This is a genomic window from Roseateles oligotrophus (genome assembly GCF_014204525.1).
Taxonomy (GTDB): Bacteria; Pseudomonadota; Gammaproteobacteria; order Burkholderiales; family Burkholderiaceae_C; genus Paucibacter_A; species Paucibacter_A oligotrophus_A.
In genome coordinates, this window is record NZ_JACHLP010000002.1 from 20373 (window position 1) to 43047 (window position 22675).

21 protein-coding genes and 1 other RNA gene are annotated in these 22675 nt (G+C 67.3%); 14 read left to right on the forward strand and 8 right to left on the reverse strand.

Translation table 11 applies throughout. The features are described 5' to 3' along the window. Positions 1 to 28 precede the first annotated feature (28 nt). Positions 29 to 113, reverse strand: a non-coding RNA gene (locus HNP55_RS04785) — sX9 sRNA. A gap of 61 nt (positions 114 to 174) precedes the next feature. After that, complete coding sequence (locus HNP55_RS04790) at positions 175 to 495, reverse strand: high-potential iron-sulfur protein (RefSeq protein ID WP_184296771.1); 321 nt, start codon at positions 493 to 495, stop codon at positions 175 to 177. 281 nt (positions 496 to 776) lie between these two features. On the opposite strand from HNP55_RS04790, the gene HNP55_RS04795 reads away from it, so the two are divergent. Further along, complete coding sequence (locus HNP55_RS04795) at positions 777 to 2186, forward strand: cache domain-containing protein (RefSeq protein ID WP_348648662.1); 1410 nt, start codon at positions 777 to 779, stop codon at positions 2184 to 2186. Then, complete coding sequence (locus HNP55_RS04800; RefSeq protein ID WP_184296773.1) at positions 2183 to 2821, forward strand: response regulator transcription factor; 639 nt, start codon at positions 2183 to 2185, stop codon at positions 2819 to 2821. Before HNP55_RS04795 ends, HNP55_RS04800 begins: the two co-directional genes overlap by 4 nt. Position 2822: 1 nt before the next feature. Here the strand turns inward: HNP55_RS04800 and HNP55_RS04805 are convergent, their stop codons facing one another. The 3 genes from HNP55_RS04805 to HNP55_RS04815 are packed head-to-tail and all read right to left on the reverse strand — an operon-like array spanning position 2823 to position 5317. Then, positions 2823 to 3215 carry a YbaN family protein gene (locus tag HNP55_RS04805; RefSeq protein WP_246448199.1) on the reverse strand — a complete coding sequence of 131 codons (393 nt, stop codon included), beginning with the start codon at positions 3213 to 3215 and terminating at the stop codon, positions 2823 to 2825. A 51-nt stretch (positions 3216 to 3266) separates the two neighbouring features. Next, a complete protein-coding gene (locus HNP55_RS04810; protein WP_184296777.1) occupies positions 3267 to 3911 on the reverse strand; it encodes a response regulator transcription factor in 645 nt (214 codons plus the stop codon). Then, complete coding sequence (locus HNP55_RS04815) at positions 3911 to 5317, reverse strand: histidine kinase (protein WP_246448200.1); 1407 nt, start codon at positions 5315 to 5317, stop codon at positions 3911 to 3913. Before HNP55_RS04815 ends, HNP55_RS04810 begins: the two co-directional genes overlap by 1 nt. A gap of 113 nt (positions 5318 to 5430) precedes the next feature. Here HNP55_RS04815 and pqqA point away from each other — a divergent pair, with 113 nt between their 5' ends. From pqqA to HNP55_RS04865, 10 genes are all read left to right on the forward strand, one after another. Continuing rightward, complete coding sequence (gene pqqA / locus HNP55_RS04820; protein ID WP_221439470.1) at positions 5431 to 5520, forward strand: pyrroloquinoline quinone precursor peptide PqqA; 90 nt, start codon at positions 5431 to 5433, stop codon at positions 5518 to 5520. A 34-nt stretch (positions 5521 to 5554) separates the two neighbouring features. Beyond that, a complete protein-coding gene (gene pqqB / locus HNP55_RS04825; protein ID WP_184296779.1) occupies positions 5555 to 6472 on the forward strand; it encodes a pyrroloquinoline quinone biosynthesis protein PqqB in 918 nt (305 codons plus the stop codon). Next, positions 6469 to 7179: a pyrroloquinoline-quinone synthase PqqC gene (gene pqqC, locus HNP55_RS04830; protein ID WP_184296781.1), complete on the forward strand. Its 711-nt coding sequence runs from the start codon at positions 6469 to 6471 to the stop codon at positions 7177 to 7179. Before pqqB ends, pqqC begins: the two co-directional genes overlap by 4 nt. Further along, positions 7176 to 7430, forward strand: a complete 255-nt coding sequence (gene pqqD, locus HNP55_RS04835) for a pyrroloquinoline quinone biosynthesis peptide chaperone PqqD (RefSeq protein WP_184296783.1) — start codon at positions 7176 to 7178, stop codon at positions 7428 to 7430. The genes pqqC and pqqD overlap by 4 nt, the downstream gene beginning before the upstream one ends. Beyond that, entirely contained in the window at positions 7427 to 8554 is a 1128-nt protein-coding gene (gene pqqE / locus HNP55_RS04840; protein ID WP_184296785.1) for a pyrroloquinoline quinone biosynthesis protein PqqE, read from the forward strand. Before pqqD ends, pqqE begins: the two co-directional genes overlap by 4 nt. A gap of 150 nt (positions 8555 to 8704) precedes the next feature. Beyond that, the gene (locus HNP55_RS04845) at positions 8705 to 10777 is read left to right on the forward strand and encodes a carbon starvation CstA family protein (RefSeq protein WP_184296787.1); all 2073 of its coding nucleotides are present in this window, start codon (positions 8705 to 8707) and stop codon (positions 10775 to 10777) included. Continuing rightward, positions 10770 to 11006 carry a YbdD/YjiX family protein gene (locus tag HNP55_RS04850; RefSeq protein ID WP_409993730.1) on the forward strand — a complete coding sequence of 79 codons (237 nt, stop codon included), beginning with the start codon at positions 10770 to 10772 and terminating at the stop codon, positions 11004 to 11006. The genes HNP55_RS04845 and HNP55_RS04850 overlap by 8 nt, the downstream gene beginning before the upstream one ends. A 125-nt stretch (positions 11007 to 11131) precedes the next feature. Further along, entirely contained in the window at positions 11132 to 11581 is a 450-nt protein-coding gene (locus HNP55_RS04855; protein ID WP_184296789.1) for a hypothetical protein, read from the forward strand. 190 nt (positions 11582 to 11771) lie between these two features. Then, positions 11772 to 12335, forward strand: coding sequence for a PEP-CTERM sorting domain-containing protein (locus HNP55_RS04860; protein ID WP_184296791.1), 564 nt, complete (start codon positions 11772 to 11774; stop codon positions 12333 to 12335). A gap of 94 nt (positions 12336 to 12429) precedes the next feature. After that, positions 12430 to 15228: a M4 family metallopeptidase gene (locus tag HNP55_RS04865; protein WP_221439471.1), complete on the forward strand. Its 2799-nt coding sequence runs from the start codon at positions 12430 to 12432 to the stop codon at positions 15226 to 15228. Positions 15229 to 15331: 103 nt separating this feature from the next. On the opposite strand, the gene HNP55_RS04870 is transcribed toward HNP55_RS04865, so the two are convergent. Beyond that, on the reverse strand, positions 15332 to 16120 hold the full coding sequence (locus tag HNP55_RS04870) for a sporulation protein (RefSeq protein WP_184296795.1): 789 nt from the start codon (positions 16118 to 16120) through the stop codon (positions 15332 to 15334). Between the two features lie 338 nt (positions 16121 to 16458). Between HNP55_RS04870 and HNP55_RS04875 the strand changes: the two genes are divergently transcribed. Both HNP55_RS04875 and HNP55_RS04880 read left to right on the forward strand, forming a co-directional pair. Beyond that, positions 16459 to 17325 (forward strand): phytanoyl-CoA dioxygenase family protein, encoded by an 867-nt coding sequence (locus HNP55_RS04875; RefSeq protein WP_184296797.1) that lies wholly within the window; start codon positions 16459 to 16461, stop codon positions 17323 to 17325. A 278-nt stretch (positions 17326 to 17603) separates the two neighbouring features. Next, complete coding sequence (locus HNP55_RS04880) at positions 17604 to 18077, forward strand: Lrp/AsnC family transcriptional regulator (protein ID WP_184296799.1); 474 nt, start codon at positions 17604 to 17606, stop codon at positions 18075 to 18077. Here the strand turns inward: HNP55_RS04880 and HNP55_RS04885 are convergent. Next, positions 18069 to 18638: a 4'-phosphopantetheinyl transferase family protein gene (locus HNP55_RS04885; RefSeq protein ID WP_184296801.1), complete on the reverse strand. Its 570-nt coding sequence runs from the start codon at positions 18636 to 18638 to the stop codon at positions 18069 to 18071. The genes HNP55_RS04880 and HNP55_RS04885 overlap by 9 nt on opposite strands. A gap of 4 nt (positions 18639 to 18642) precedes the next feature. After that, positions 18643 to 22674, reverse strand: coding sequence for a Pls/PosA family non-ribosomal peptide synthetase (locus HNP55_RS04890; protein WP_221439472.1), 4032 nt, complete (start codon positions 22672 to 22674; stop codon positions 18643 to 18645). Between the last annotated feature and the right edge of the window lies 1 nt (position 22675).

Genomic DNA, 22675 nt, shown 5'->3' on the forward strand with positions numbered 1-22675 from the left:
GGCCGACCGCCGCTTTGTCTGGACGATGGGCTCAGAGCTTGAGAACTTTTGTAGCGAGCGGTCGTCAGGCTAGGCGGACGGAGCACAGGAACCGGAACGTACTTTGAGTACGTGAGGATTCCGAGCACCGCCCAACGACGCCTGGCGGTCGCGCAGTAAAAAGTTTTCAAGCTCTCAGGCCTTCTTGGCCCAGGCGCTGCACCAGCCCTTGCCGGCCACCTGCTTGCCGGCAAACAGGGGGCAGCCGCCGGCGGCGTCGGTGGCCTTGCCCTGGAACAGGGCGCAGTTATTGCAGGTCTGGGTATTGGCGTGCTTGGGGTATTTCTTGCCATCGGCCTTGGCCGTGTCGCTCACATAGCCCAGGGCCTGGGCTTGCGGGTCCTTGTCATCGAGCTTGGCCTGGGCGCGGGCAGCGCTGCTGAGGGTGGCCAAGGTGGCGCCGGTGGCGGCCACGCCGAGCAAGAAAACACGGCGTGAGGACTTGTTGCTGCTCATCTGAAGAACTCCTGTTGCTTGCCTGACCGATGGGGGAAGGGAGCACTGTGATGAGGGCCGGCGGGCTCGGCACAGTGCTGGGTAGAACAAACAGGTGTTTCGATTCTGTTCCTGAGCGGGCAAATGTAGGGAGATCGTTTTGCAAATGTCTTGCGCTAGCTCAGGCCCGGCCCGTATCCCCCGGCGCTTTGCGGCCAAAAAACATCAGACAGCCGGTGGGCAGGCGCTTACTTCCTGGCCCGACATCCGGTGCGGGGGCGGCCAGCATGGACAATCGCGCCATGTCTCTGCCCTCCATGCGCTTGCGAACCAAGGTCATTCTGCTGGCCGTCCTGCCCTTGGTCGGCTCCCTGGCCCTGCTGGCCGTGGCGGTGCGCCAGCAGGAGCGCCATCTGGTCGAGCGCGAGCATGCCTTGGTGCAGCGGGCCTATATGGATGCCCGCCGGGCCGAGCTGCAAAACTATGTGGCCCTGGCCGTCAGCACCGTCCAGCCGCTGTACGAGCGCGGCGCCTCCGACGCCGCCGAGCGCGCCCAGGCGCTCAAGCTGCTGGCCTCGCTGGACTATGGGCCCGACGGTTATTTTTTCGTCTACGACCTGGACGGCACGGTCCTGATGCATTCCCGCCAGCCCGAACTCCTGGGCCGCAATCTCTGGGAACAACGCGACGCCAAGGGCCGGCCGACCATCCAGCAGCTGATTGCGCAAGCCCGTCAGGGCGGCGGCTTTGTGGACTATGAATGGCGCAAGCCCTCCAGCGGCCAGCCCGCGCCCAAGCTGGGTTATGTGATCGCGCTGGAGCGCTGGCATTGGATGGTGGGCACCGGCCTCTACCTCGACGGCATCCAGGCCACCATGGCCCAGCTGGACCGCGAGGCCAGCGCCAATATCGCCACCACCATGTTGTGGATCGCCGGCATCGCCGTGTTCGGCGTCGGCCTGATCAGCGCCACCGGCCTGCTGCTGAACTTCAGCGAGCAGCGCGTGGCCGAGACCAAGCTGCGCCTGCTGGCGCGCCAGGTCGTGCAGTCGCAGGAGGACGAGCGTGCCCATCTGGCCCGCGAGCTGCACGACGGGGTCAGCCAGACCCTGGTCTCCACCAAGCTGCTGATGGAGGCGGCGGCCGAGTCGGCCAGCAAGGCCGCGCCCGAGCCCATGGCCGGCACCCTGGCCAAGGCCCTGGGCCGGCTCAATGCCAGCCTGGGCGAGGTGCGGCGCATCTCGCATCGCTTGCGCCCGGCCCTGCTGGACAATCTGGGCCTGCCGGCCGCCTTGCAGCATCTGGGCCATGAATTCGACGAGGCCGGCGGCGCCCAGGTGGGCGTGCGCATCGAGGGGCCGGAGGCCTTGCTGCGCGAACTGCCCGAGGTGGTCAAGACCGTGCTGTTCCGCGTCGCCCAGGAGAGCCTGACCAATATGGCCAAACATTCCCGCGCCGCCCAGGTGGACCTGGCCCTGTGTTTCGACGAGGAAAAAAACGAGCTGCGCATGAGCGTCACCGACAACGGCTGCGGCTTCGACACCCAGGCCGTGTATCAAAACCCTTCGCTAGGCATAGGCCTGCGCAATATGCGCGAGCGCCTGGACGCCATCGGCGGGCGGCTGCACATCTGCTCCGCGCCCGGCCACGGCACGCAGGCCCAGGCCATCGTGCCCCTGGCCGCGCTGAAGAAGCTGGGGGCCAGCGCATGAGCGCGCTCCGCATCCGCATCCTGCTGGTGGACGACCACCCCATGGTGCGCGAGGGCCTGCGCTCGCGCCTGGGCAGCGTGGCGCATCTCGAGGTGGTGGGCGAGGCGGGCGAGCCCCAGCAGGCCCTGGCCTGCCTGAGCGCCTGCGCACCCAGCGTGGTGCTGATGGACGTGGGCCTGAAGGCCGTGGGCGCGATACAGAACGGCATCGAGCTGACCCAGGCCATGCTGGCGCGCGAGCCCGGCCTGCGCGTGCTGATGTTCAGCATGTACGACAACCCCGAGTATGTGCAGCGCGCCCTGCAGGCCGGCGCGCGCGGCTATGTGCTGAAGGATGCGCCGGCCAGCGAGATCGTGGCGGCCATAGCCGCCGTGGCGGCCGGCGGCACCTTCCTGAGCGAGGCCCTGTCCCGCCGCCTGTTCCGCAACCAGCAGCCGCGGCCCATGTTGTCGCCGCGCGAGAGCGAGATCCTCTCCGCCCTGGCGCGCGGCGAATCGAGCAAGCAGATCGCCAAGGCCCTGGATTTGAGCGTGCGCACCGTCGAGACCCACCGTCAGAGCATCAAACGCAAGCTGGGCCTGGAGGGTCAGGCCGAGCTGATCAAGTACGCGGTGGAACACGCGCGCACCTTCTAACTCATCCCTTGGTCGGCAGCCGCCACATCCAGAAGGCCACGGCCGCACAGATCGCGGGCGGCAGCAGGCCCCAGGCGCCCGGCAAGATCCAGGCCGACCAGGCGCTGCCCAGGGCCATCATGGCCCAGGCCAGCTGCTTGGCGCGCAGCGGCAGGGCGTGCTCGCGCCGCCAGGCCAGGATGGGCGGCCCCAGGCGCGGATGGTTGAGCAGCCAATGCTCGAAGCGCGTGCTGCCGCGCGCAAAGCAAAAGGCCGCCAGCAGCACAAAAGGCGTGGTGGGCAGCAGGGGCAGGACGATGCCCAGCACCCCCAGGGCCAGGCTGGTGCAGCCGGCCAGCACCCAGAGCGTGCGTTGCCACAGCGGGCGGGCGGACAGTTCGTCAGTCGGGGGCAATGGCGGTCTCCTTGCGTGGGCAGGGCTATTGTGGGCCATGCCGGGCTCCGCTCAGGGATTGGGTAAGAGCCCCCAGCGCAAGGCCACCAGGGTCAGCTCCGACTGGTTGCTGGCCGCCAGCTTCTGCTTGATGTGATAGAGGTGGGTGCCCACGGTGCTGGGCGAGAGAATCATGGCCTCGGCGATCTGGGCCACGCTGGCGCCGCGCGCCAGCTGTAGAAAGACCGAGAACTCGCGCTCGCTGAGGGCCTCGGCGGGGCTGCGGCTCTCGCCCTCGAATTCGGCCAGGGCCAGGGCCTGGGCGATGGCGGGGTCCAGATAACGCCGACCCTGGGCGGTGTGCTGGACGGCGGCGATCAAGGCCTCGGGGGCGCTGCGCTTGCTGAGATAGCCCAGGGCGCCGGCGCGCAGGGCGCGGCGCGCGTGCACATGGTCCTCGTGGGCCGACAGGGCCAGGATGCGGGCGCGCTTGTCGTGGCTGAGCAGCCACTGGATGGCGTCGATGCCGCCCATGCCGGGCATGGACAGGTCCATCAGCACGACATCGGCTTGCACCCGGCCATAGGCCTCGCAGGCGGCGCGGCCGTGCTCGGCCTCGAACACGACCTCCATGCCCGCATTGCTCAGCAGGCAGCGAAAGCCGGTGCGCACCAGGGCGTGGTCGTCGCACAAAAGACAGCGTATGGGTAGGCTCATCAGGCGGCGACTCCCGGCAGGTGCACGCGCAGCTCGGCGCCCTGCGGCTCGGCGGGCTGCAAGCGCCAATGCCCGCCCAGGGCGGCCACGCGCTCGCTCAGCCAGCGCAGGCCCAGATGGCCGGGCAGGGCTTCACTCAGGCTCTGGTCCAGGCCTTGGCCGTTGTCCCGCACCCGCAGCAGCAGGGCGCCGGCCTGGGCCTGCAGGCTCAGCTGGATGTGGCTGGCGCCGCCGTGGCGCAGGGCGTTGGTGATGCCTTCCTGGGCCGCGCGGTAGAGCGCCAGCGCGGCCTCGTGGCCGGGCGCCAGGCCGTCCAGGTCCAGGCTCAGTTCCAGCTGCAGCTGGGGGTGGTTTTGTCGGTAGCGCTGCAGCAGGTCCTGCAAGGCCTCCTGCAGGCCGAACTGGTCCAGCACCAGGGGCGTCAGGCGGGGGATGATGCGGTGCATGGCCTCGTAGAGCCGGCCCGCCTCGGCGGCGATCAGCTCGGCGGAGGCGGCGGCCTCGGGCTGCTGGGCGCGCGTGCTCTGCGCGATGGCCACAGCCAGGGAGCGCATGCCGGTGACGGACTGGCCGAACTCGTCGTGCAGCTCGCGGGCGATCAGGCGGCGTTCGCGCTCGATGTGCTGGTCCATCCAGCGCGAGAGTTCGCGCCGGTCCGACAGCTCGCGCTCGGCACTGCTGGCCCGGCCCTCGGCCGCGATCTGCTGGGCCAGGGCCTGGGCCATGCGGTTGAAAGCCAGGCCCAGGCGCTGGGCCTCGGCGCCGGCCAGGGTGGGCAGGGTGGCCTGGAGATGGCCTTGGCGCAGCTGGTCCATCGCGTCCACCACCTGGGCCAGCGGCCGCAGCGCGCGCTGTATCAGCGCAAAAGCCAGGCCATTGGCCAGCAGCAGCAGGGCCAGGGCCCACAGGCTCAGGGGCAGCAGATAGTCCCAGGCGTCCAGCACGGCGCGGGAGGAGTCGGCGCTCAGCACCAGGCGGCCCTGGCCGAAGGCGATGGCCTGCTCCGAGGCCGCCGGGGCGATCAGCCGGCTGAACCAAGCCGGTGCCTCGCGGCCGGCCTTGTAGGCCGAGCGTGGCGACTGGTAGAGCGGCTGGCCCTGCTCGTCGAACAGGCGGATCTCGGTGGAGCGCACCCGACCCAGGCCTTGCAGGTAGTACAGCATGGCGGGCAGGCCCTGGCGCGAGTAGAGCCGGGCCGTCTGGTGCAGCAATTGGCCGGCCACGCGGTGGGCGGCCTGCACCTCCTCGTGCACCGAGTCGCGCAGGCCGCGCAGCTCCAGCCCCAGCACCGAGAGCGCAAAGCACAGGGTGAGCAGGGCGACGATGGTGTTGAGCTTGAGGCGTAGCGACATGGTGTTGCCGCAAGCATAGGCCGGCTCGGGCCGGCCACCATTCATGAAAATCATGAGGCTTGCTTCATGAGCGCGGGCCTGGGCCTCAGGGTTTGGATGGGGGAGGATGGCTGCGAGGTCGATACCCGCCTCCGGCTGTGCCAATCTGGCACAGCCGCCACCTGACGATGGAGATCACAACCATGAAATGGCAAACCCCTGCAGCCCAGGACTTCCGCTTCGGCTTCGAGATCACGCTGTACGCCAAGCACCGCTAGGCCCCGCCGCTGCCCAGCAAAGAAGGAGCGAGTCTTGCGCATCACCATCCTGGGTTCGGCGGCGGGCGGCGGCTTTCCGCAATGGAACTGCCACTGCCCGCGCTGTGCCGGCCTGCGCAGCGGCAGCCTGCGGGCCAGGCCGCGCACCCAGTCCTCGATCTTTGTGCAGGCGCAAGAGGCGGTCGACGGCCTGCTGCTCAATGCCTCGCCCGATCTGCTGCAGCAGATCCGCAGCAACCCGCAGCTGCATGCCAGCCGCGCCCAGCGCGACAGCGCCATCGCCGCCGTGCTGCTGGTGGACGGGCAGGTGGACCACTGCACCGGCCTCTTCATGCTGCGCGAGCGCGGCACGCCGCTGCCGCTGTGGTGCACGGCCCCGGTGGCGCAAGACCTGAGCGAGGGCAATCCGGTGCTGCGCGTGCTCTCGCATTACTGCGGGGTTGAGCTGCACGAGATCGTGCCGGACGGGCGCGAGTTCTCGCTCGCCCCGCCGCTGCAAGCCCTGCGCATCCGGGCCCATGCCGTGGCCGGCAAGGCCGCGCCCTATTCGCCCAACCGGCAGCACGGCCTGCCTGGCGACAATATTGCGCTGACCCTGCACGAGGGCGGCGGCCGCCTGTTCTACGCCCCCGGCCTGGCCGAGATCACGCCCGATTTGTTCGACGCCATGTGCGCCGCCGACTTGGTGCTGGTGGACGGCACTTTCTGGAGCGAACACGAGATGCGCGAGCTGGGCCTGAGCCGCGCCAGCGCCCGCGAGATGGGCCATCTGCCGCAGAGCGGGCCCGGCGGCATGTTGGCCCATTTGAGCCGCCTGCCGGCGCGCACCCGCCGCATGCTCATCCACATCAATAACAGCAATCCCATCCTCGACGAAGATTCGCTCGAGCGTGCCCAGCTCCGGGCCGCCGGTGTCGAGGTGGCGGAAGACGGCATGCAGATCAGCTTATGAACAAGGCCTGGACCCGCACCGAATTTGAAGCCCAGCTGCGTGCGCGCGGCGCCAGCTATCACATTCACCACCCCTTCAACAAAATGCTCAACGAGGGCCGGGCCACGCCCGAGCAGTTGCGGGCCTGGGTGGCGAACCGCTACTACTACCAGATCAACATCCCCATCAAGGACGCCGCCATCCTGGCCAACTGCCCCGACCAGGCGGCACGCCGGCTCTGGGTGCAGCGCATCCTCGACCACGATGGCTTTGAGCTGGGCGGCATCAGCGACCCCGGCGGCATCGAGGCCTGGCTGCGCCTGGCCGAGGCCGTGGGCTTGGCAAGAGCCGAGGTGCAAGACCTGCGCCATGTGCTGCCGGCGCTGCGCTTTGCCGTCGATGCCTACGTCAACTTCGCCCGCCGCGCGCCCTGGCAGGAGGCCATGTGCTCCTCGCTCACCGAGCTGTTCGCGCCCGAGATCCACCGGCAGCGCCTGGCCAGCTGGCCCCAGCACTACCCCTGGATAGAGCCGGCCGGCCTGAGCTATTTTCGCCAGCGCGTCAGCCAGGCGCGGCGCGATGTGGAGCAAGGCCTGGCCGTCACCCTGGACTATTTTGTGCAGCGCGAGCAGCAGGAGCGGGCCTTGCAGATCCTGCAATTCAAGCTGGACATTCTGTGGGCCATCAATGACGCCATGGCTACGCGTTATGGAGTGAACCAAGCATGAACAGCCTGCCCCAAATCGCCCATGGCTACCGCCTGCAATGGGAGAGTGCCCAGCAAAGCCATGTGCTGCTCTACCCCGAAGGCATGGTGCTGCTGAATGACAGCGCCGCCGCCATCCTGCAGCGCTGCGATGGCCGGCGCAGCATTGCCGACATCAGCGCCGAGCTGGAGCTTTTGTGCGAGGAAAGCGGGCTGGAGCCCCAGGTGCGGGACTTTCTGGACATCGCCCAGCAACAAGGCTGGCTGGCATGAGTGCCCACCCGCCCGGCCCCCCGCTCTGGCTGCTGGCCGAGCTGACCTACCGCTGCCCGCTGCACTGCGTGTTCTGCTACAACCCCGTGGACTTTGCCCGTCATGAGGCCGAACTGAGCACCGCCGACTGGCTGCGCGTGCTGCAAGAGGCGCGCGAACTGGGTGCCGTGCAATGCGGCTTCTCGGGCGGCGAGCCCTTGCTGCGCGATGACCTCGAAATGCTGGTGGCGCGCGCCCGCGAGCTGGGCTTCTACACCAATCTGCTCACTTCCGGCGTGGGCCTGACGGCCGCGCGCGCCAGCGCCCTCAAGGCCGCCGGCTTGGACCATGTGCAGCTCTCCTTCCAGGACTCGACCCGGGAGATGAACGACTTTCTCTCCCATACCAAGACCTTTGATCTGAAGCGCAAGGTGGCCGACATCATCCGCAGCCAGGACTGGCCCATGGTGATGAATGTGGTGCTGCATCGCCACAATATCGAGCATGTGGACCGCATCATCGCCATGGCCCATGAGCTGGGCGCCAGCCATGTGGAGCTGGCCAATACCCAGTACTACTCCTGGGCCTTGCTGAACCGCGCCCAGCTCTTGCCCACGCTGGCCCAGCTGCAAGCCGCCGAGGCCGTGGTGAACGACTGGCGCGCTCGCTTGGGGAGTCGCATGAAGCTGTTCTGGGTGGTGCCCGACTACCACGAGGGCCAGGTCAAGAAATGCAGCAATGGCTGGGGCCAGATGTTTCTCAATATCGCCCCCGATGGCACGGCCCTGCCCTGCCACACGGCCCGCATGCTGCCGGGCCTGGCCTTTCCGAATGTGCGCGAGCAGGGCTTGCGCGAGATCTGGCAGGACTCCGAGGGCTTTAACCGTTATCGCGGCACGGCCTGGATGAAGGAGCCCTGCCGCAGCTGCGAGCAGCGCGAGCAAGACCTGGGCGGCTGCCGCTGCCAGGCCTGGTTGCTGACCCAGGACGCGGCCGCCGCCGACCCGGTCTGCGCCAAAAGCCCCCAGCACGCGCGGGTCAGGCAGGCCCTGGCCGATGCGCATGAACCCCGGCTGCGCGAGCAGCCCCTGGTGTTCCGCGACCGGGCCAGCTCCCTGCGCCTCAGCTCGGAGCCGGCCGGCTGACCCGGGTTTTCACTTAGGTACTGCCGCGTGGGCCGGACACGCGGCCTGACGGATGCGCCGAAGCGCCGGCTTGCCGACACTGAAGGCCTAAGCCTTATGCCATCGTGACCGCAAATGCGTCACCGCTGGCACCTTCAGGAGACATCCCTCATGCCCGTCAATATCCGTCGCCACCTGGTCTGGGTGGCTGTTGCCATTCTGGGTGCGTTTGCCCTTGCCACCGTGGCCCTCGGCCGCGGCGAGGCCGTCAGCGCCCTGTGGGTGGTGGTGGCCGCCGTCTGCGTCTATCTGATCGCCTACCGCTACTACAGCCTCTTCCTCGCCAACACGGTGCTGGAGCTGGACCCCAAGCGCATGACGCCGGCCTGGCGGCATAACGACGGGCTGGACTATGTGCCCACCCACAAGGGCGTGCTCTACGGCCACCACTTCGCGGCCATCGCGGGCGCGGGCCCCCTGGTCGGCCCGGTGCTGGCGGCGCAGATGGGCTATCTGCCCGGCCTGCTGTGGATTCTGGCCGGCGTGGTGTTTGCCGGCGCGGTGCAGGACTTCATCGTGCTCTTCATCAGCACGCGGCGCGACGGCCGCTCGCTGGGCGATCTGATCAAGCAGGAGCTGGGCCTGGTGCCCGGCGTGATCGCCTTGTTCGGCGCCTTCATGATCATGATCATCATCCTGGCCGTGCTGGCCCTGATCGTGGTCAAGGCCCTGGCCCATTCACCCTGGGGTACCTTCACCGTGGCGGCGACGATTCCGGTGGCCCTCTTCATGGGCATCTACACCCGCTATCTGCGGCCGGGCCGCATCGGCGAGGTCTCCATCATCGGCTTTGTGCTCTTGATGCTGGCCATCGTGGGCGGCCAGTGGGTGCATGAGAGCCCGGTCTGGGGCCCGCTGTTCGACTTCGACGGCAAGGCGCTGACCTGGATGCTGATCGGCTACGGCTTTGTGGCCGCCTCCATCCCCGTCTGGCTGCTGCTGGCGCCGCGCGACTATCTGTCCACCTTCCTCAAGATCGGCACCATCGTCGCCTTGGCGATCGGCATCGTCATCGTCGGCCCGCAGCTGGAGATGCCGGCGTTGACCCAGTTCTCGGCCGGCGGCGGCCCGGTCTGGTCGGGCAATCTCTTCCCCTTCCTCTTCATCACCATCGCCTGCGGCGCGGTATCGGGCTTCCATGCGCTGATTTCTTCGGGCACCACGCCCAAGATGTTGAATAACGAGAGCGATGCCCGCTTCATCGGCTACGGCGGCATGCTGGCCGAGTCCTTTGTGGCGGTGATGGCCTTGGTGGCCGCCTCCTGCATCGACCCCGGCATCTACTTCGCGATGAACAGCCCCGCCGCCCTGGTGGGCAGCACGCCCGAGGCCGTGGCGCAAACGCTGTCGACCTGGGGCTTTGTCATCACGCCCGAGATGCTGACGCAGACCGCCAAGGACGTGGGCGAGAACACCATCCTGGCCCGTGCCGGCGGTGCGCCCACGCTGGCCGTGGGCATGGCCCACATCCTGCACCAGGTGGTGGGCGGCAAGGCCATGATGGCCTTCTGGTACCACTTCGCGATTCTGTTTGAAGCCCTCTTCATCCTGACCGCCGTGGACGCCGGCACCCGCGCCGGCCGCTTCATGCTGCAAGACCTGCTGGGCACCTTTGTGCCGGCCTTGAAGAAGACCGAGTCCCTGCCTGCCAATCTGATCGCCACCGGCCTGTGCGTGGCCGCCTGGGGTTACTTCCTCTACCAGGGCGTGGTCGACCCGCTGGGCGGCATCAACACCTTGTGGCCGCTGTTCGGCATCTCCAACCAGATGCTGGCTGCCGTGGCCCTGATGCTGGGCACCGTCGTGCTGTTCAAGATGAAGAAGGACCGCTATAGCTGGACCACCATCCTGCCCGCGACCTGGCTGCTGGCCTGCACGCTGACCGCGGGCTATCTGAAGATCTTCTCCAGCGACCCCAAGGTGGGCTTCCTGGCCCATGCCGACAAATACGCCCAGGCCCTGGCCGAGGGCAGGCTGATCGCCCCGGCCAAGACGCCCGAGGCCATGCAGCGCATCATCTTCAATGACCGCCTGGACGCGGCCCTGTGCGTGCTCTTCATGTTTGTGGTGCTGAGCGTGCTGGTCTACAGCGTCAAGGCCGTGCTCAAGGCGCGTGCTGAACGCAAGCCCACGGCGCAGGAAACGCCTTACCAGGCCCTGCCTGCCGGAGCCAGCCTTGGCTAAGCTCAGCGCCCTGGTGGAGCGCGGCGCCGAGCTGGGTGCCGAGCTCGGCCAGACCGGCCGCTATATGGCGCAAAGCCTGCGCCTGATGGTGGGCCTGCCGGACTACGGCGGCTACCTCAAGCATATGCAGCTCAATCACCCGGAGCAGGCGCCGATGAGCTTCGAGGCCTTCTTCCGCGAGCGCCAACAAGCGCGCTACGGCTTGGGCAAGGGCAAGATGTGCTGCTGAGGCGGCCGGGCTGAATGCCAGGCAGCGCAACAGGTCTTCATCCTTTGGGTGAAGGCCTGTTTTTTTGCCCCTCGCTTGCAAGGGCAATCGGGCCTACGATGCGCCCGTACCAACGGGAGAACCCGATGTTGAGAAAAGCCCCTGCCGCCCTGCTCCTGATGGCTGTATTCCTGCCCGCCTGCGGCACGGCCAAGCCGGAGGAGCCACGGCTGGTTGAGGTCGATACCGCCTTCCAGCTGCCGCTCGGTGCTTCGGCGCAACTGCGCGGCAGCCATCTGCGGCTCGGCTTCGACGCGGTTCTCAGCGACTCCCGCTGCCCCAAGGGCGAGCAATGCGTGTGGGCCGGCGAGGCCGTCGTACGCATCTGGCTGCAGCGCGCCTCCGCTGGCCGGCAGAGCCTGGACCTGCGTTTGCCGCCCCATGCCGAGCCTGGCAGCCCGAGCCAAGCCTTGCGTCTGATCCGCCTGGAGCCCGCCCCCGTGGCCGGCAAAACTTTCGCCCAGGCCGACTATGTGGCCACCTTGCTGATACCGGCCGAGAGTTTGTCCGCGATGGAGGTGGCGGCCGACAAATAGATCCGAAAAGCGGTCTGCGATGGGGGGGACTTCTGGTTTTTACTTCCCTCATATCCAGGGTGTGAAGTAAATCAGGGCTCATACAGAATCGATGCAGCCATACCGACCGGGTATGCCTTTTTCAACCGTTCTGACAAGGCTCTGTATGCAAGCTATCCGCCATCTGCTACCAGTCGCTGCGCTGCTCACAATGTCAGCCGCCTCCTTTGCGTCCACCACGGTCTACACCTCACAGGCCGGTTTTATGGCGCAGCTGGCGCCGGGCAGCTATACGGAGACCTTCGACGGTTTGAGTAGCAACGCATCGGGGCCACTGACCTTCGGCACAGGTTCCCAGGCTTTTACGGCTTCGGTAACCGGCGGCGGCTTGTATCTTGATGGCGCCATCCTCTCTGCCAGCCAGATCGATCAGGCCTTGACGGTGAGCTTTGGTGCCGGGGTCAGGGCCGTCGGTGGCAATTTCTTCAATGTCGACATGAATGGCGACCTGCAGTCGGTGAACGTCACGCTGACCCTGAGCGACGCCACCACCGTCAGCTTCAGCCCCAGTTCGATGGCTGACAGCTACCGCGGCTTTGTGTCCACCATGGACATCAGCTCCTTCACGATCAGCGCGCCCGGCCAGTCCCTCTACGCCTCGGTGGACAACCTGACCGTCAGCGCGATCACTGCCGTGCCCGAGCCCGCCAGCGTGGCCTTGATGGGCCTGGGCGTGCTGGGCTTGCTGGCCTTCCGCCGCCGCGCTGCCGTCTGAAGCCGGGCCTGGCCCGACCCTCTCTATTCCTGTTCCTATCACCCCTTAGAGCGGCGCGAGTGCGCCGATGGGAGTTCTCATGGCTCGAATCCATTTGAAATTGTCCGTGCTGGCCCTGGCTGCGACCATGGCCGTGGCCGCGCAGGCCGCCAACAACGCCACGTTGCCTGGGCAAAGCGAGGCCATCGCGCGCCTGGGTGTTGATACCGGCTTGAGCCCCAAGGTCAGCTTCCACAGCGCCACGGGCGCGGCGCGCTTTGTGCGCCTGGACCAAGGCAGCAGCCGGTTTGGCCTGGGTGTTGCAGCCCGCGCCGTCGGTGACGATGAATTGCGTCGTGGTGCGGCGCAATTCATGAGCAATTACGGCGGCTTGTTTGGCATCAGCAATAGCGCGAGTGAACTTGCCGCCGGTCAGCTGGTCAAGGACAAATACGGCGGCGCCCACCTCAGCCAGAAGCAGCTGTACCAGGGCGTGCCGGTGTTCGGCGCCGAGCTGAAGTCGCATTTTGACGCGGCGGGCAAGCTGAGCATTGTGAATGGCACTTTCGTCCCCGGCATCCAGCTCAATACCCAACCGAGCCGCAGTGCCGCCGAAGCCGCGGCCGCGGCGAAGAAGATGGTGGTGGCCGAGCTGAGCAGTAGCGCATCGGCCAAGCTGGGCACGGCAAGGCCGACGCTGATGGTCTACCGCCAGGGCCTGGCCAAGGGCGTGGAAGGGAGCAATCATCTGGTGTGGGAGGTCGAGGTTGGCAATGGCGTCGATGTGCGCGAGTTTGTCTACGTTGATGCCCATTCGGGCAAGGTGGTGGACCGCATCGCCGGCATCCACGAAGGCAAGAACCGTCGTGCCTTCGATGCTGCCAATGTCGCCCAGCCCGGCCCCAACTACCCGGCCACGCCTTTCTGGGTGGAGGGCGGCGCCCTGCCCACCGGCAATACCGAGGCCGACAATATGATCTACGCCTCGGGCGAGATCTATGACTTGTTCAAGAACGCCTTTGGCCGCGATTCCTTCGATGGCAAGGGCGCGATCATGGATTCCATCTTCAATCGTGGCAACGGCTGCCCGAATGCGTCCTGGAACGGTACTTACATCTCTTTCTGCCCGGGCACGACCACCGACGACATCACCGCGCATGAATGGGGCCATGCCTATACCCAGTACACCCATGGCCTGATCTATGCCTGGCAGCCCGGCGCCTTGAACGAGGCTTACTCCGATATCTGGGGCGAGACGGTGGACCGCATCAACGGTCGTGGTGGCGACACTCCCGATGCCGTGCGCACGGCCGGTGCTTGCACGGTTTCCACCAATGCGACCCTGGTCAATATCCTGGCGCCTGCAGCCATTGCCGGGGTGAAGAGCGCGGGCACGGCGGCCTTCGGCCCGCAGACCTTCGCGCTGGGCAATAAGAGCGTTGTGGTGGTGAATGATGGCGTTGGCGCTTCCGGCACCGATGCTTGCGAAACGCCTTTCGCCAATGCCGCCGCTGTGAGCGGCAATATCGCCTTCGTCGACCGCGGTAGCTGCGGCTTTGCGGTCAAGGTCAAGAATGCCCAGCTTAATGGTGCTATCGGTGTCATCGTGGGTAATAACGCGAGCGGCCTGATCAATATGGGTGGAACCGACGCCACCATCACCATCCCCGCGCTCTCGGTTTCGCAGGCCGATGGCACGGCCATCAAGGGGCAGACCGGCGTGATGGCGTCCTTGCAGCGTGGACCGGGCAGCGACAACTCGGTGCGCTGGTTGATGGGTGAAGACTCCGCTGGCTTTGGCGGTGCCATCCGGGATATGTACAACCCCACCTGCTACGGCAACCCGGGCAAGGTGTCGGACAGCCAGTACGCCTGCGGCCCCATCAGCAGCGATCAGGGCGGTGTGCATAGCAACTCCGGCGTGCCCAACCATGGGTATGCGCTGATCGTCGATGGCGGCACTTACAACGGGCAGAGCATTGCCGGCATCGGATTGACCAAGGCGGCGCACATCTACTACCGCGCCCAAACCGTTTACCAGAGCCAGGCCAGCGGCTTCCCCGAACATGCCGATGCCATCGAGCAGTCCTGCGCCGACCTGACCGGCATCAACCTCAACCACCTGAAGACGGGCCTGCCCTCGGGCGAGATCATCAGCAGCTCGGACTGCCAGCAAGTGGCCAAGGCCGCACTGGCGGTGGAGTTGCGCACGGCTCCGGCCCAATGCGGCTTCCAGACCTTGCTGGCACAGAACCCACCGGCCATGTGCCCCTCGGGCAGCCCGACGGTCATTGCTGCCGACGGTTTTGATGGCGGTAGGCGCAACGGGCTGAAGTGGCAGCTGAGCAATGGCGGCGTTGCCGGTGGTTCCTTCACACCCCGCAACTTTGGCGTGGTGAACAAGCTGCCGGGCGGCCGTGCAGGCTATGCCATCTATGCGGCCGACATCAATGGTGGTGTCTGCGGCGGCAGCACGGGTAGCGAAGCCGGCGTGCAGCGCCTGGAAAGCCCGGAGATCACCATTCCTGCCGGGGCCAGCACCCTGCGAATGAGCTTCGATCACTGGGTCTCGACCGAAGCGGGCTACGACGGCGCCAATCTGAAGATCAGCGTCAACGGCGGTGCCTGGACCTTGGTGAATGCGGCCGACTTCATCTACAACCCCTACAACACCACCTTGACTACCACAGCGGCCGGCAATGACAACCCCCTGGCCGGCCAGCCTGCCTTCTCGGGTGGTGACGGTGGCAAGGTGGGCGGCAGCTGGGGCCGTTCCCTCATCAATCTGGCGCCTTATGCGGCGCCGGGCGCCAAGGTCAAGCTCCGGTTCGAGCTGGGCAATGACTGCGCTGGTGGTGCCTTGGGCTGGTATGTGGACGATATCTCCGTCTACAGCTGCACCCCTGCACCTTGAGCTTGGCAACTGGGCAGGGCCCAGGCTTGAAAAGGGCGCCCGCTGGGCGCCCTTTTTTATCGATGGTGCGAATGGCTGAAACGGCCCTCGCCGGGCCTGGGTCTCAGGCCAGCACGCGCTGCAGCTGCTCTTGCCAATTGACGTGTTGCCAGTCCGCGCCCATCAAGAGGCTGCGGTAGCTGTCGCCGCGGTAACGGCGGTCCACCTCCAGCAGCACATGCACGCCCTCGGTACGCGGGATGCAGGTGATCTCCACCTCCTTCACGCTGCTGCCGCCAAAAGCCCCGCCAAAGCTGTTGCGGCTGGGCTTGAACTCGAACTCCTGGTAGCAGCCCAGGCTGCTCTGGATATTGTTGAAGCGTGCCGCGCCGGCCTCCACATCGCTGCTGATATGGGCATAGCCCAGCTGCGACATCGCGCTGATCAGCTGCAGCATCTGCGGCAGCGGGTGGATGTCGAGGAAGTCGCGGTCCTCCGCATCGCGGGCCGAGGCGATGGCCAGGTCGGTGTGGATCCAGACGGCCGCGCGCACCCGCGGCAGATAGGCCTGAAAGCCGGGGCTGGCCAGGGCCTGGGCATTGTTGACCGGAGTTTCCAGCGGCAGGCCCAGGGCGAAGGGCAGGATCAGGTCCTGGCCCGCGCCCAGTTGGATGGCGCCCGAGACGCGATAGCGCTGCAGCGCATGGCTGGCCCGGTACTCCTCACCGTTGATCTTTTTCTCGACCTCGGTCATCAGGACCAGATCCACATACTCGATGCTTTGCGGCACGCTGCCGCCCTTGATCAACACCTTGCCGGTGAGCGTGTCACCGGGGCGCAGGCTGGGCTTGTCCAGCACCGTATCGACCATCGCACCACCCACGCCTACCGCTGCCAACAACTTCTTGAACACGATCAGTTTCTCTTTTCGCAAAAGCACGCCAACTGGCGAGTGCTGAGCTTAGAGGGCTTGCGGCGAATTTCGGCCCAGGAACAAGCTGAGGATGGCTAAATGTAAAAACTGAATGAATGCAATTGAAGCTAAGAGAAAACATGATGATCGTGAGGCCGCTCCCAGCGGCTTTGAGCCAGGGTGAAGACCCGCTCGGGCAGGCCCGCGCAGGGGCGGGCTGCATATGGTCTGGAAGCCTTTGTCGTTTGTCCGCGACCCCGCCGGGATCGTAAACACGTTCTAAAAAGCTGCGGCACACTGGGCCGAGCTTCCCTCAGCGAACCCCAGGAGCTTCCTCCATGCAAAACAGTCCCGACCTCCGTCCAGGCCCCGGCCTTGCCGCCGAAAACCGTGCCGCGGCCCTGGCCACGCCCGAGCAAGCCGAGGCCTATGCCCGCGACGGTGTCGTGCTCCTGCGCGGCCTGCTGAGCCCGGCCGAGGTCCAGCGCCTGCGCGCCGGCATCGACGCCAATCTGGCCCGGCCCAGCCCGCGCGCCAAGGTGGCCAGCCCCGGCAGCGACCCCGGCCTCTTCATCGAGGACTTCTGCAACTGGCAGAGCAATGAGGCCTACCGCGAAATCATCGAAGGCTCGGCCCTGGCCGCCGCCGCCGGCCGCCTGATGCAAAGCCGCCAGGTGCGCCTGTACCACGACCATATGCTGACCAAGGAGGCCGGCACCCGCCAGCGCACGCCCTGGCATCAGGACCAGCCCTATTACAACGTCGAGGGTCGTCAGAACATCAGCTTCTGGATCCCGGTGGATGCGGTTTCGCGTGCCGCCACGCTGGAGTTCGTGGCCGGCAGCCATCGCGGCCCCTGGCTGATGCCGCGCAGCTTCATGTCCAGCGAGGCCAAGTGGTTCCCCGAGGGCAGCCTGGCCGATCTGCCCGACGTGGAGGCCGAGCGCGAGCGCTACGACATCCTTGGCTGGGCCATGGAGCCTGGCGATGTGATCGCTTTCCATATGCTCACCCTGCATGCTTCGGCCGGCGTCGAGCCCGGCCGCCGCCGCCGGGTGTTCTCGGTTCGCATGCTGGGTGACGATATGCGCCACGCCCCGCGGCCCTGGACGACCTCCCCGCCCTTCCCCGGCCTGAGCGAGGAACTGGCCGCCGGTGCGGCGCTGGCGCACGCGCTGTTCCCCATCTTGTGGGAGCGCGCTTGAATCTAGCTTGAACTGTTTCGCAAAAGCCAAACCCCCAGGCGCTTGTGACGTCTGGGGGTTTGTGCTTTGCCGGGGCGCTGGAACTGGCTCGATCTGGTAAGGCCCGCCCGCAGCCGGCGGAGGTCACCGCCGGCTTGCTGAAACTTGCAGCCGTCCTGTGGCTTGCTGCAGTGAATTCAGTGTAGAGGCCAGGCTCGGGCAGAAAATTGCGAAGATGGCGATGTTTTGAGTAAATTTGGCAGAAAATTGCTCAAACAATCGTTCGTGGAGCAATCTACATGGAATTGGATCGAATCGACCGGCAGATTCTCGATGTCCTGCAGCAAGACGGCCGCGTCAATAACCAGGATCTGGCGGACAAGGTCGGCCTCTCGCCCTCGCCCTGCCTGCGCCGGGTACGTGCGCTGGAGGAGGCCGGCCTGATCGCCGGCTACCGCGCCCTGCTGGATGCAAAAAAACTGGGCCTCTCGCTGATGGCCCTGGTGCATATCTCCATGGATGTGCACACGCCCGAGCGTTTTGCCAATTTCGAGGCCGCCATCCGCGTGCTGCCCGAGGTGCTGGAATGCCTGCTCATCACCGGCCAGGCGGCCGACTACCAGCTCAAGATCGTGGTGCGCGATATGGAGCATTTCCAGGCCTTGCTGCTGGGCCGTCTGACCCGCATCGCCGGCGTCACCGGCGTGCATTCCAGCTTTGTGCTGCAGCATGTGCTGAGCCGCACGGCGCTGCCGCTGGATCTGTCAGCCTGAGCCCTGCCCCGCCGGCAAGGCCAGGCTGCCGACCCAGCCCGGCGGCAGGCGCAGGGCCTGGCATTGGCAGGCGGCCAGCCAGGCGGGCTCGGCCATGCCGGCCTGCCATTCGCTCAAGCCCCGGCCGTGGAATTTGAGCCGCGCCTCATGCGCGGCCCAGGCGGGGCCGAAGTCCTGCGGCCGCATCCGGGCGCAGGCCTGCGGGCCCAGATAGTCGCGCGCCACGGCCTGCCAGTCGGGCGGCGCAGCTTCCTCGCGCAACAGGTCTACGCCCACCGGCCCCAGCAGATTCACCGCAGCCAGCGACAGGCCCGCCTCATGGCTGAAGGAAATGCCGACGCGGTGCCCGAGCAGCCTGGGCGCGAGACCGGGCCCGGTTTCCAGCGGCAACTCGGCCGCGGCCAGGCCCAGCCGCGGCGCCAGGGCCTCGCGCAAGGCCTGGCGCAGGGCCAGGCGGGCTTGCGGGCGGGGCAGGGTGGGGGGCAGGGCCAAGGCCAGCACAAAGGCCTTGGCGGCGGGCTCAGGCTGTTGCTGGGGCCAAAGGTAGACCGGGGCCGGCATGGCCTCAGGCCCGCTGCGGTGCGGCCGGGCAGCCGCTCCAGGCCGAGCCGGCGGGGATGCTCTCGCCCTTCATCACCAGGGTCATCGGCCCCAGCTGGGCGCCATCGGCCACGCTGGCGCCGTAGAGCACGGTGCTGCGCGGGCCCACATTGACGCGGGCGCCGATGTGGACGTGGTCTATCTTCATCACCCGGTCCTCGAACAAATGGGTTTGCGGGCAGCTCAGGGCATTGAACTCGCTGTAGTCGCCGATGTGTACGCAGTCGAACTCGGTGATGTCAGTGCTGTCCAGATAGACGCCGCGGCCTATCTTGGCTCCGAGCAGATTGAGCGCTAGCGGCAGCCAGGGCGTGCCGCGCAAGAAGCGCAGGAAGTTGGGCACGGCAATGCCCTCGTAGAGATTGGTGGCCGCCTCCGACAGCCAGACAAACGGCGTCCACATGGGCACGGCGCGCTGGCGGTAGCGGCCCACCAGCAGCCATTTGAACAAGGCCACAAAGGCAAAGCCGGCCAAGCCGAAGAGCAGGCCCGCCAGCGCCAGATCCCAGGCCACCAGGGCCCAGCGGCCCTCGCTGGCGGCGGGCATCACGTCCAGCACCACGGTGTAGCCGGCCGCGATCACGATGGCATGTGGGGCCACGATGCGGAAGCTCTCGATCAGGCCGCGCGCCAGGCGGCGTATCGGCGAGGGCCGGAAGGTCAGCGACTCCGGGTGGCCCGAGACCGTCTCGCGCGCCGGCAGATGCAGGGGCGGCGTGCCCAGCCAGGTGTCGCCGCTGCGCATCTGCCCGCCATCGGGCGCGCGGGAGAGCACGCCGATCAGCACGTTCTCCGGGATGGTCGTGCCGTCCGGCACATAAGCGCCGTTGCCGACAAAGCTGCGCCGCGAGACCACGGTGGGCCGCATCGTCATCCAGCCGCCGTTGATCTCCTCGTCGCCCAGCAGCACCGCGTCGGCGATAAAGGTCTCGTCGCCCAGGGTCAGCATATCGGGCACCACGCCCAGGGCGGTGGAGATCTCGGCGTCGCGCCCCACGCGGGCGCCCAGCAAGCGGTACCACCAGGGCGCGAACACGGTGGCGTAGACGCCGTGCAGGTTTTGCAGGCTGGACTCTTGAATCTGGTTCACCAGCCATTTGCTGCAGTAGCGCCAGCTGTGCACCGGCCAGCTGCCGCTGACCTGCCGGGGCAGCACGCCCCAGCGGATGGCGGCCGACAGCAGCGCCGTCGCCACGATCAGGATGGCGCTGGCCGGCAGGGCCAGCAGGAAGTAATGCAGCAGCTGCAGGGGCACGAAATCACCCTGCAACCAGCCCATGGAGGGCAGCTCGTCCAGGCTGTCCATCAGCATGAAGGTGGGGAAGACGGGCAGGAAGAACAGCGTGGCGATCAGCAGCGCGCCGAAGACGAAGAACAGCATCTCCGCCGCCCGGCGGGCGCGGCTGGCGGGCGGGCGCGGGCGCAGGCTGGCGGGGTCGAAGGCGCCGGTATCGCGGGCGGGCGAGCCCGCCCAGACGCGCCGGGCCGGCACGCGGCTGCCCTGGCAGAGCGCCGATTGCCCGTCCACATGGGCCCATTCGTCGAGCTGGGTGTCGCCTTCCAATACCGAGTAGGAGCCCACATAAGCATGGTCCCCGATGGCGATGCGGCCCAGCACCAGCTCGCCCTGCTGCACGCGGGCGTTCTCGAAGTTCACCGCATTGCCGATGCTGACGCCATGGCCCACGGACAGCAGCTCCGGCGCGCGCAGGGTGATGGAGCCGATATTGACGTCCTCGCCGATGCGTGCGCCCAGGGCGCGCAGCCACCAGACATAGAGCGAGGAGCCGCTGAAGAAGTAGACCGGCGCCGCCTCCAGCAAGCGGTCCGCCAGCCACCAGCGGTAGTACTGCAGCCCCCACAGCGGGTAGCGGCCCGGCTTCAGCCGCCCGGCGATCAGCCATTTGCCGGCGATGGCGACGGCGAACTCCAGCACCGTCACGCCCAGGAAGACCAGCACCGAGATCGCCACGGCGACGGTGATCGAATCCGCCGGGTCGCCGGTGAAGAAGTGGAAGGTGAAGAAGGGCGCCAGCCACTGCGCCATGCGCAAGGCCACCAGGGGCGGCACGGCCAGGGCCTGGGCGGCGCCGCAGGCCCAGCGCTTCCAGGCCGGCGGCGGCTGCCAGGGGCGAGCGGCCGGCGCGCTGTCAGCGGCCGAGGCCTGCAGAGTCTCCAGCACGGCGGCGATGGCGCCGACGCGGCGGGCCTTGTACAGCTCGCTCACCGTCAGGCCGGCAAAACGGGCCTGGGCGCGCAGGGCCGAGGCCAGGCGCGCGGCCAGCAGGGAGTGGCCGCCCAGATCGTTGAAGAAGTCCGCCTCGCGGCGTATGGCCTGGCCGGGGAAGAGGCGCTTCAAGGCCTCGAACAAGGCGGCTTCGGCCTCGGTCTGCGGCGCGTCGCCGCCATCCTCGGCCTCGGCGACGGCGATCGCTTCCAGAGGCCTGGCCTTCAGCGTGTTGCGGTCTATCTTGCCCGAGGCCAGCCGCGGCATGGCCGCCAGCCACTCGTAGCGGCCGGGCACCATGTATGGCGGCAGGCTTTGCGACAGGGCCTGGCGCAGCGTGGCGGCGCTGGGCTGGGCCGAACCATCGCTGACGCAGAAGGCCAGCAGCTGCTCCAGACCTTCGTCGTCACGCCGCAGCAGCACGGCCGTGGTGCCCACGCCGGGCTGCTGGGCCAGCAAGGCCTCGATCTCGCCCAGTTCGACGCGGAAGCCGCGAATTTTGACCTGGTCATCGACCCGGCCCAGGCAGTGGATCTGGCCGTTCTCGGCTATGCGGGCCAGATCGCCCGTACGGTAGAGGCGGGCGTCCTGCCCGCCCTCGTGGGCCCAGGGGTTGGCCAAGAATTTTTCCGCCGTCAGCTCCGGCCGGCCCAGATAGCCCGCCGCCACGCCGGGCCCGCTGATGCACAGCTCGCCGGTCTCGCCCTGGGGCTGCAGGCGCAGGCCCATTTCCACATCGGGCGCAATCACCATCAACTGGTAGTTAGGCAGGGGCCGGCCTATGGTGACGGGCTCGCCCGCCCGCAGCTCGGCCAGGCTGGCCGAGACCGTGGCCTCGGTGGGCCCGTAGGTGTTGAAGACCTGGCGGCCCGGCCGTGCCCAGCGCGCCACCAGGCTGGGCGGGCACATCTCGCCGCCGAGGTTGATGAGGCGCAGGCCAGGCACATCGCGCTGGAACAAGGCCAGCAAGGTGGGCACGGCGTGCAGCACGCTAACGCCTTGTGCTATCAGTGCCTGAGGCAGGGCATCCGGGTCGGCCGCGATCTCGCGCGGTGCCAGCCACAGCGTGGCGCCGACCAGGTAGCTGATCCAGATCTCCTCGAAAGACATATCGAAGGCGACCGAGAAGCCCTGGTAGACCGTGTCGCTGGCGCGCACGCCCAGCACCTCGTTCTCGCTGCGCAGAAAGTGGCAGATGCTGGCCTGGCTGATGGCAATGCCTTTGGGCTTGCCGGTGGAGCCCGAGGTGTAGATCACATAGGCCGTGTGCTGAGGACTTGCGCCACTGCGGCGCAGCAAGGGCTGGGTGCTGGGCGCTTGCAAGTCCTCCGCGGGCCAGATGCGGCGGCCCAGCCCGGGCAGGCGCTCGCGCCAGGCCGCGCAAGTCAGCAGGCCGGTGGCCTCGGCATCATCCAGGCAAATGGCGACCCGCTCGGCCGGGGTGTCGGCATCAAAAGGCAGCCAGGCCGCGCCGGTCTTGGCGATGGCCAGCTGCATCACGAGCAGGTCCATGCCGCGCGGCATCCACAGGCCCAGGATCTGGCCGGGCTTCACGCCAGCAGACATCAGGGCGGAGGCGGCGCGGTCGGCCGCAGCGTCCAGCGCGGCATAGCTGAGCGTTTGATCGCCCTGGCGCAGGGCAATCTGCCTGGGCTGGCGCTGCGCCGTGGCCTCAAACACATCGGCCAGCAGCTCGTTGCGCAGCAGCTCGGGGCGCTCGGGGCCGCGAAGAATCGGGAGATGAAGCTCGGAGGTCAGCAAGGAGGTCAAG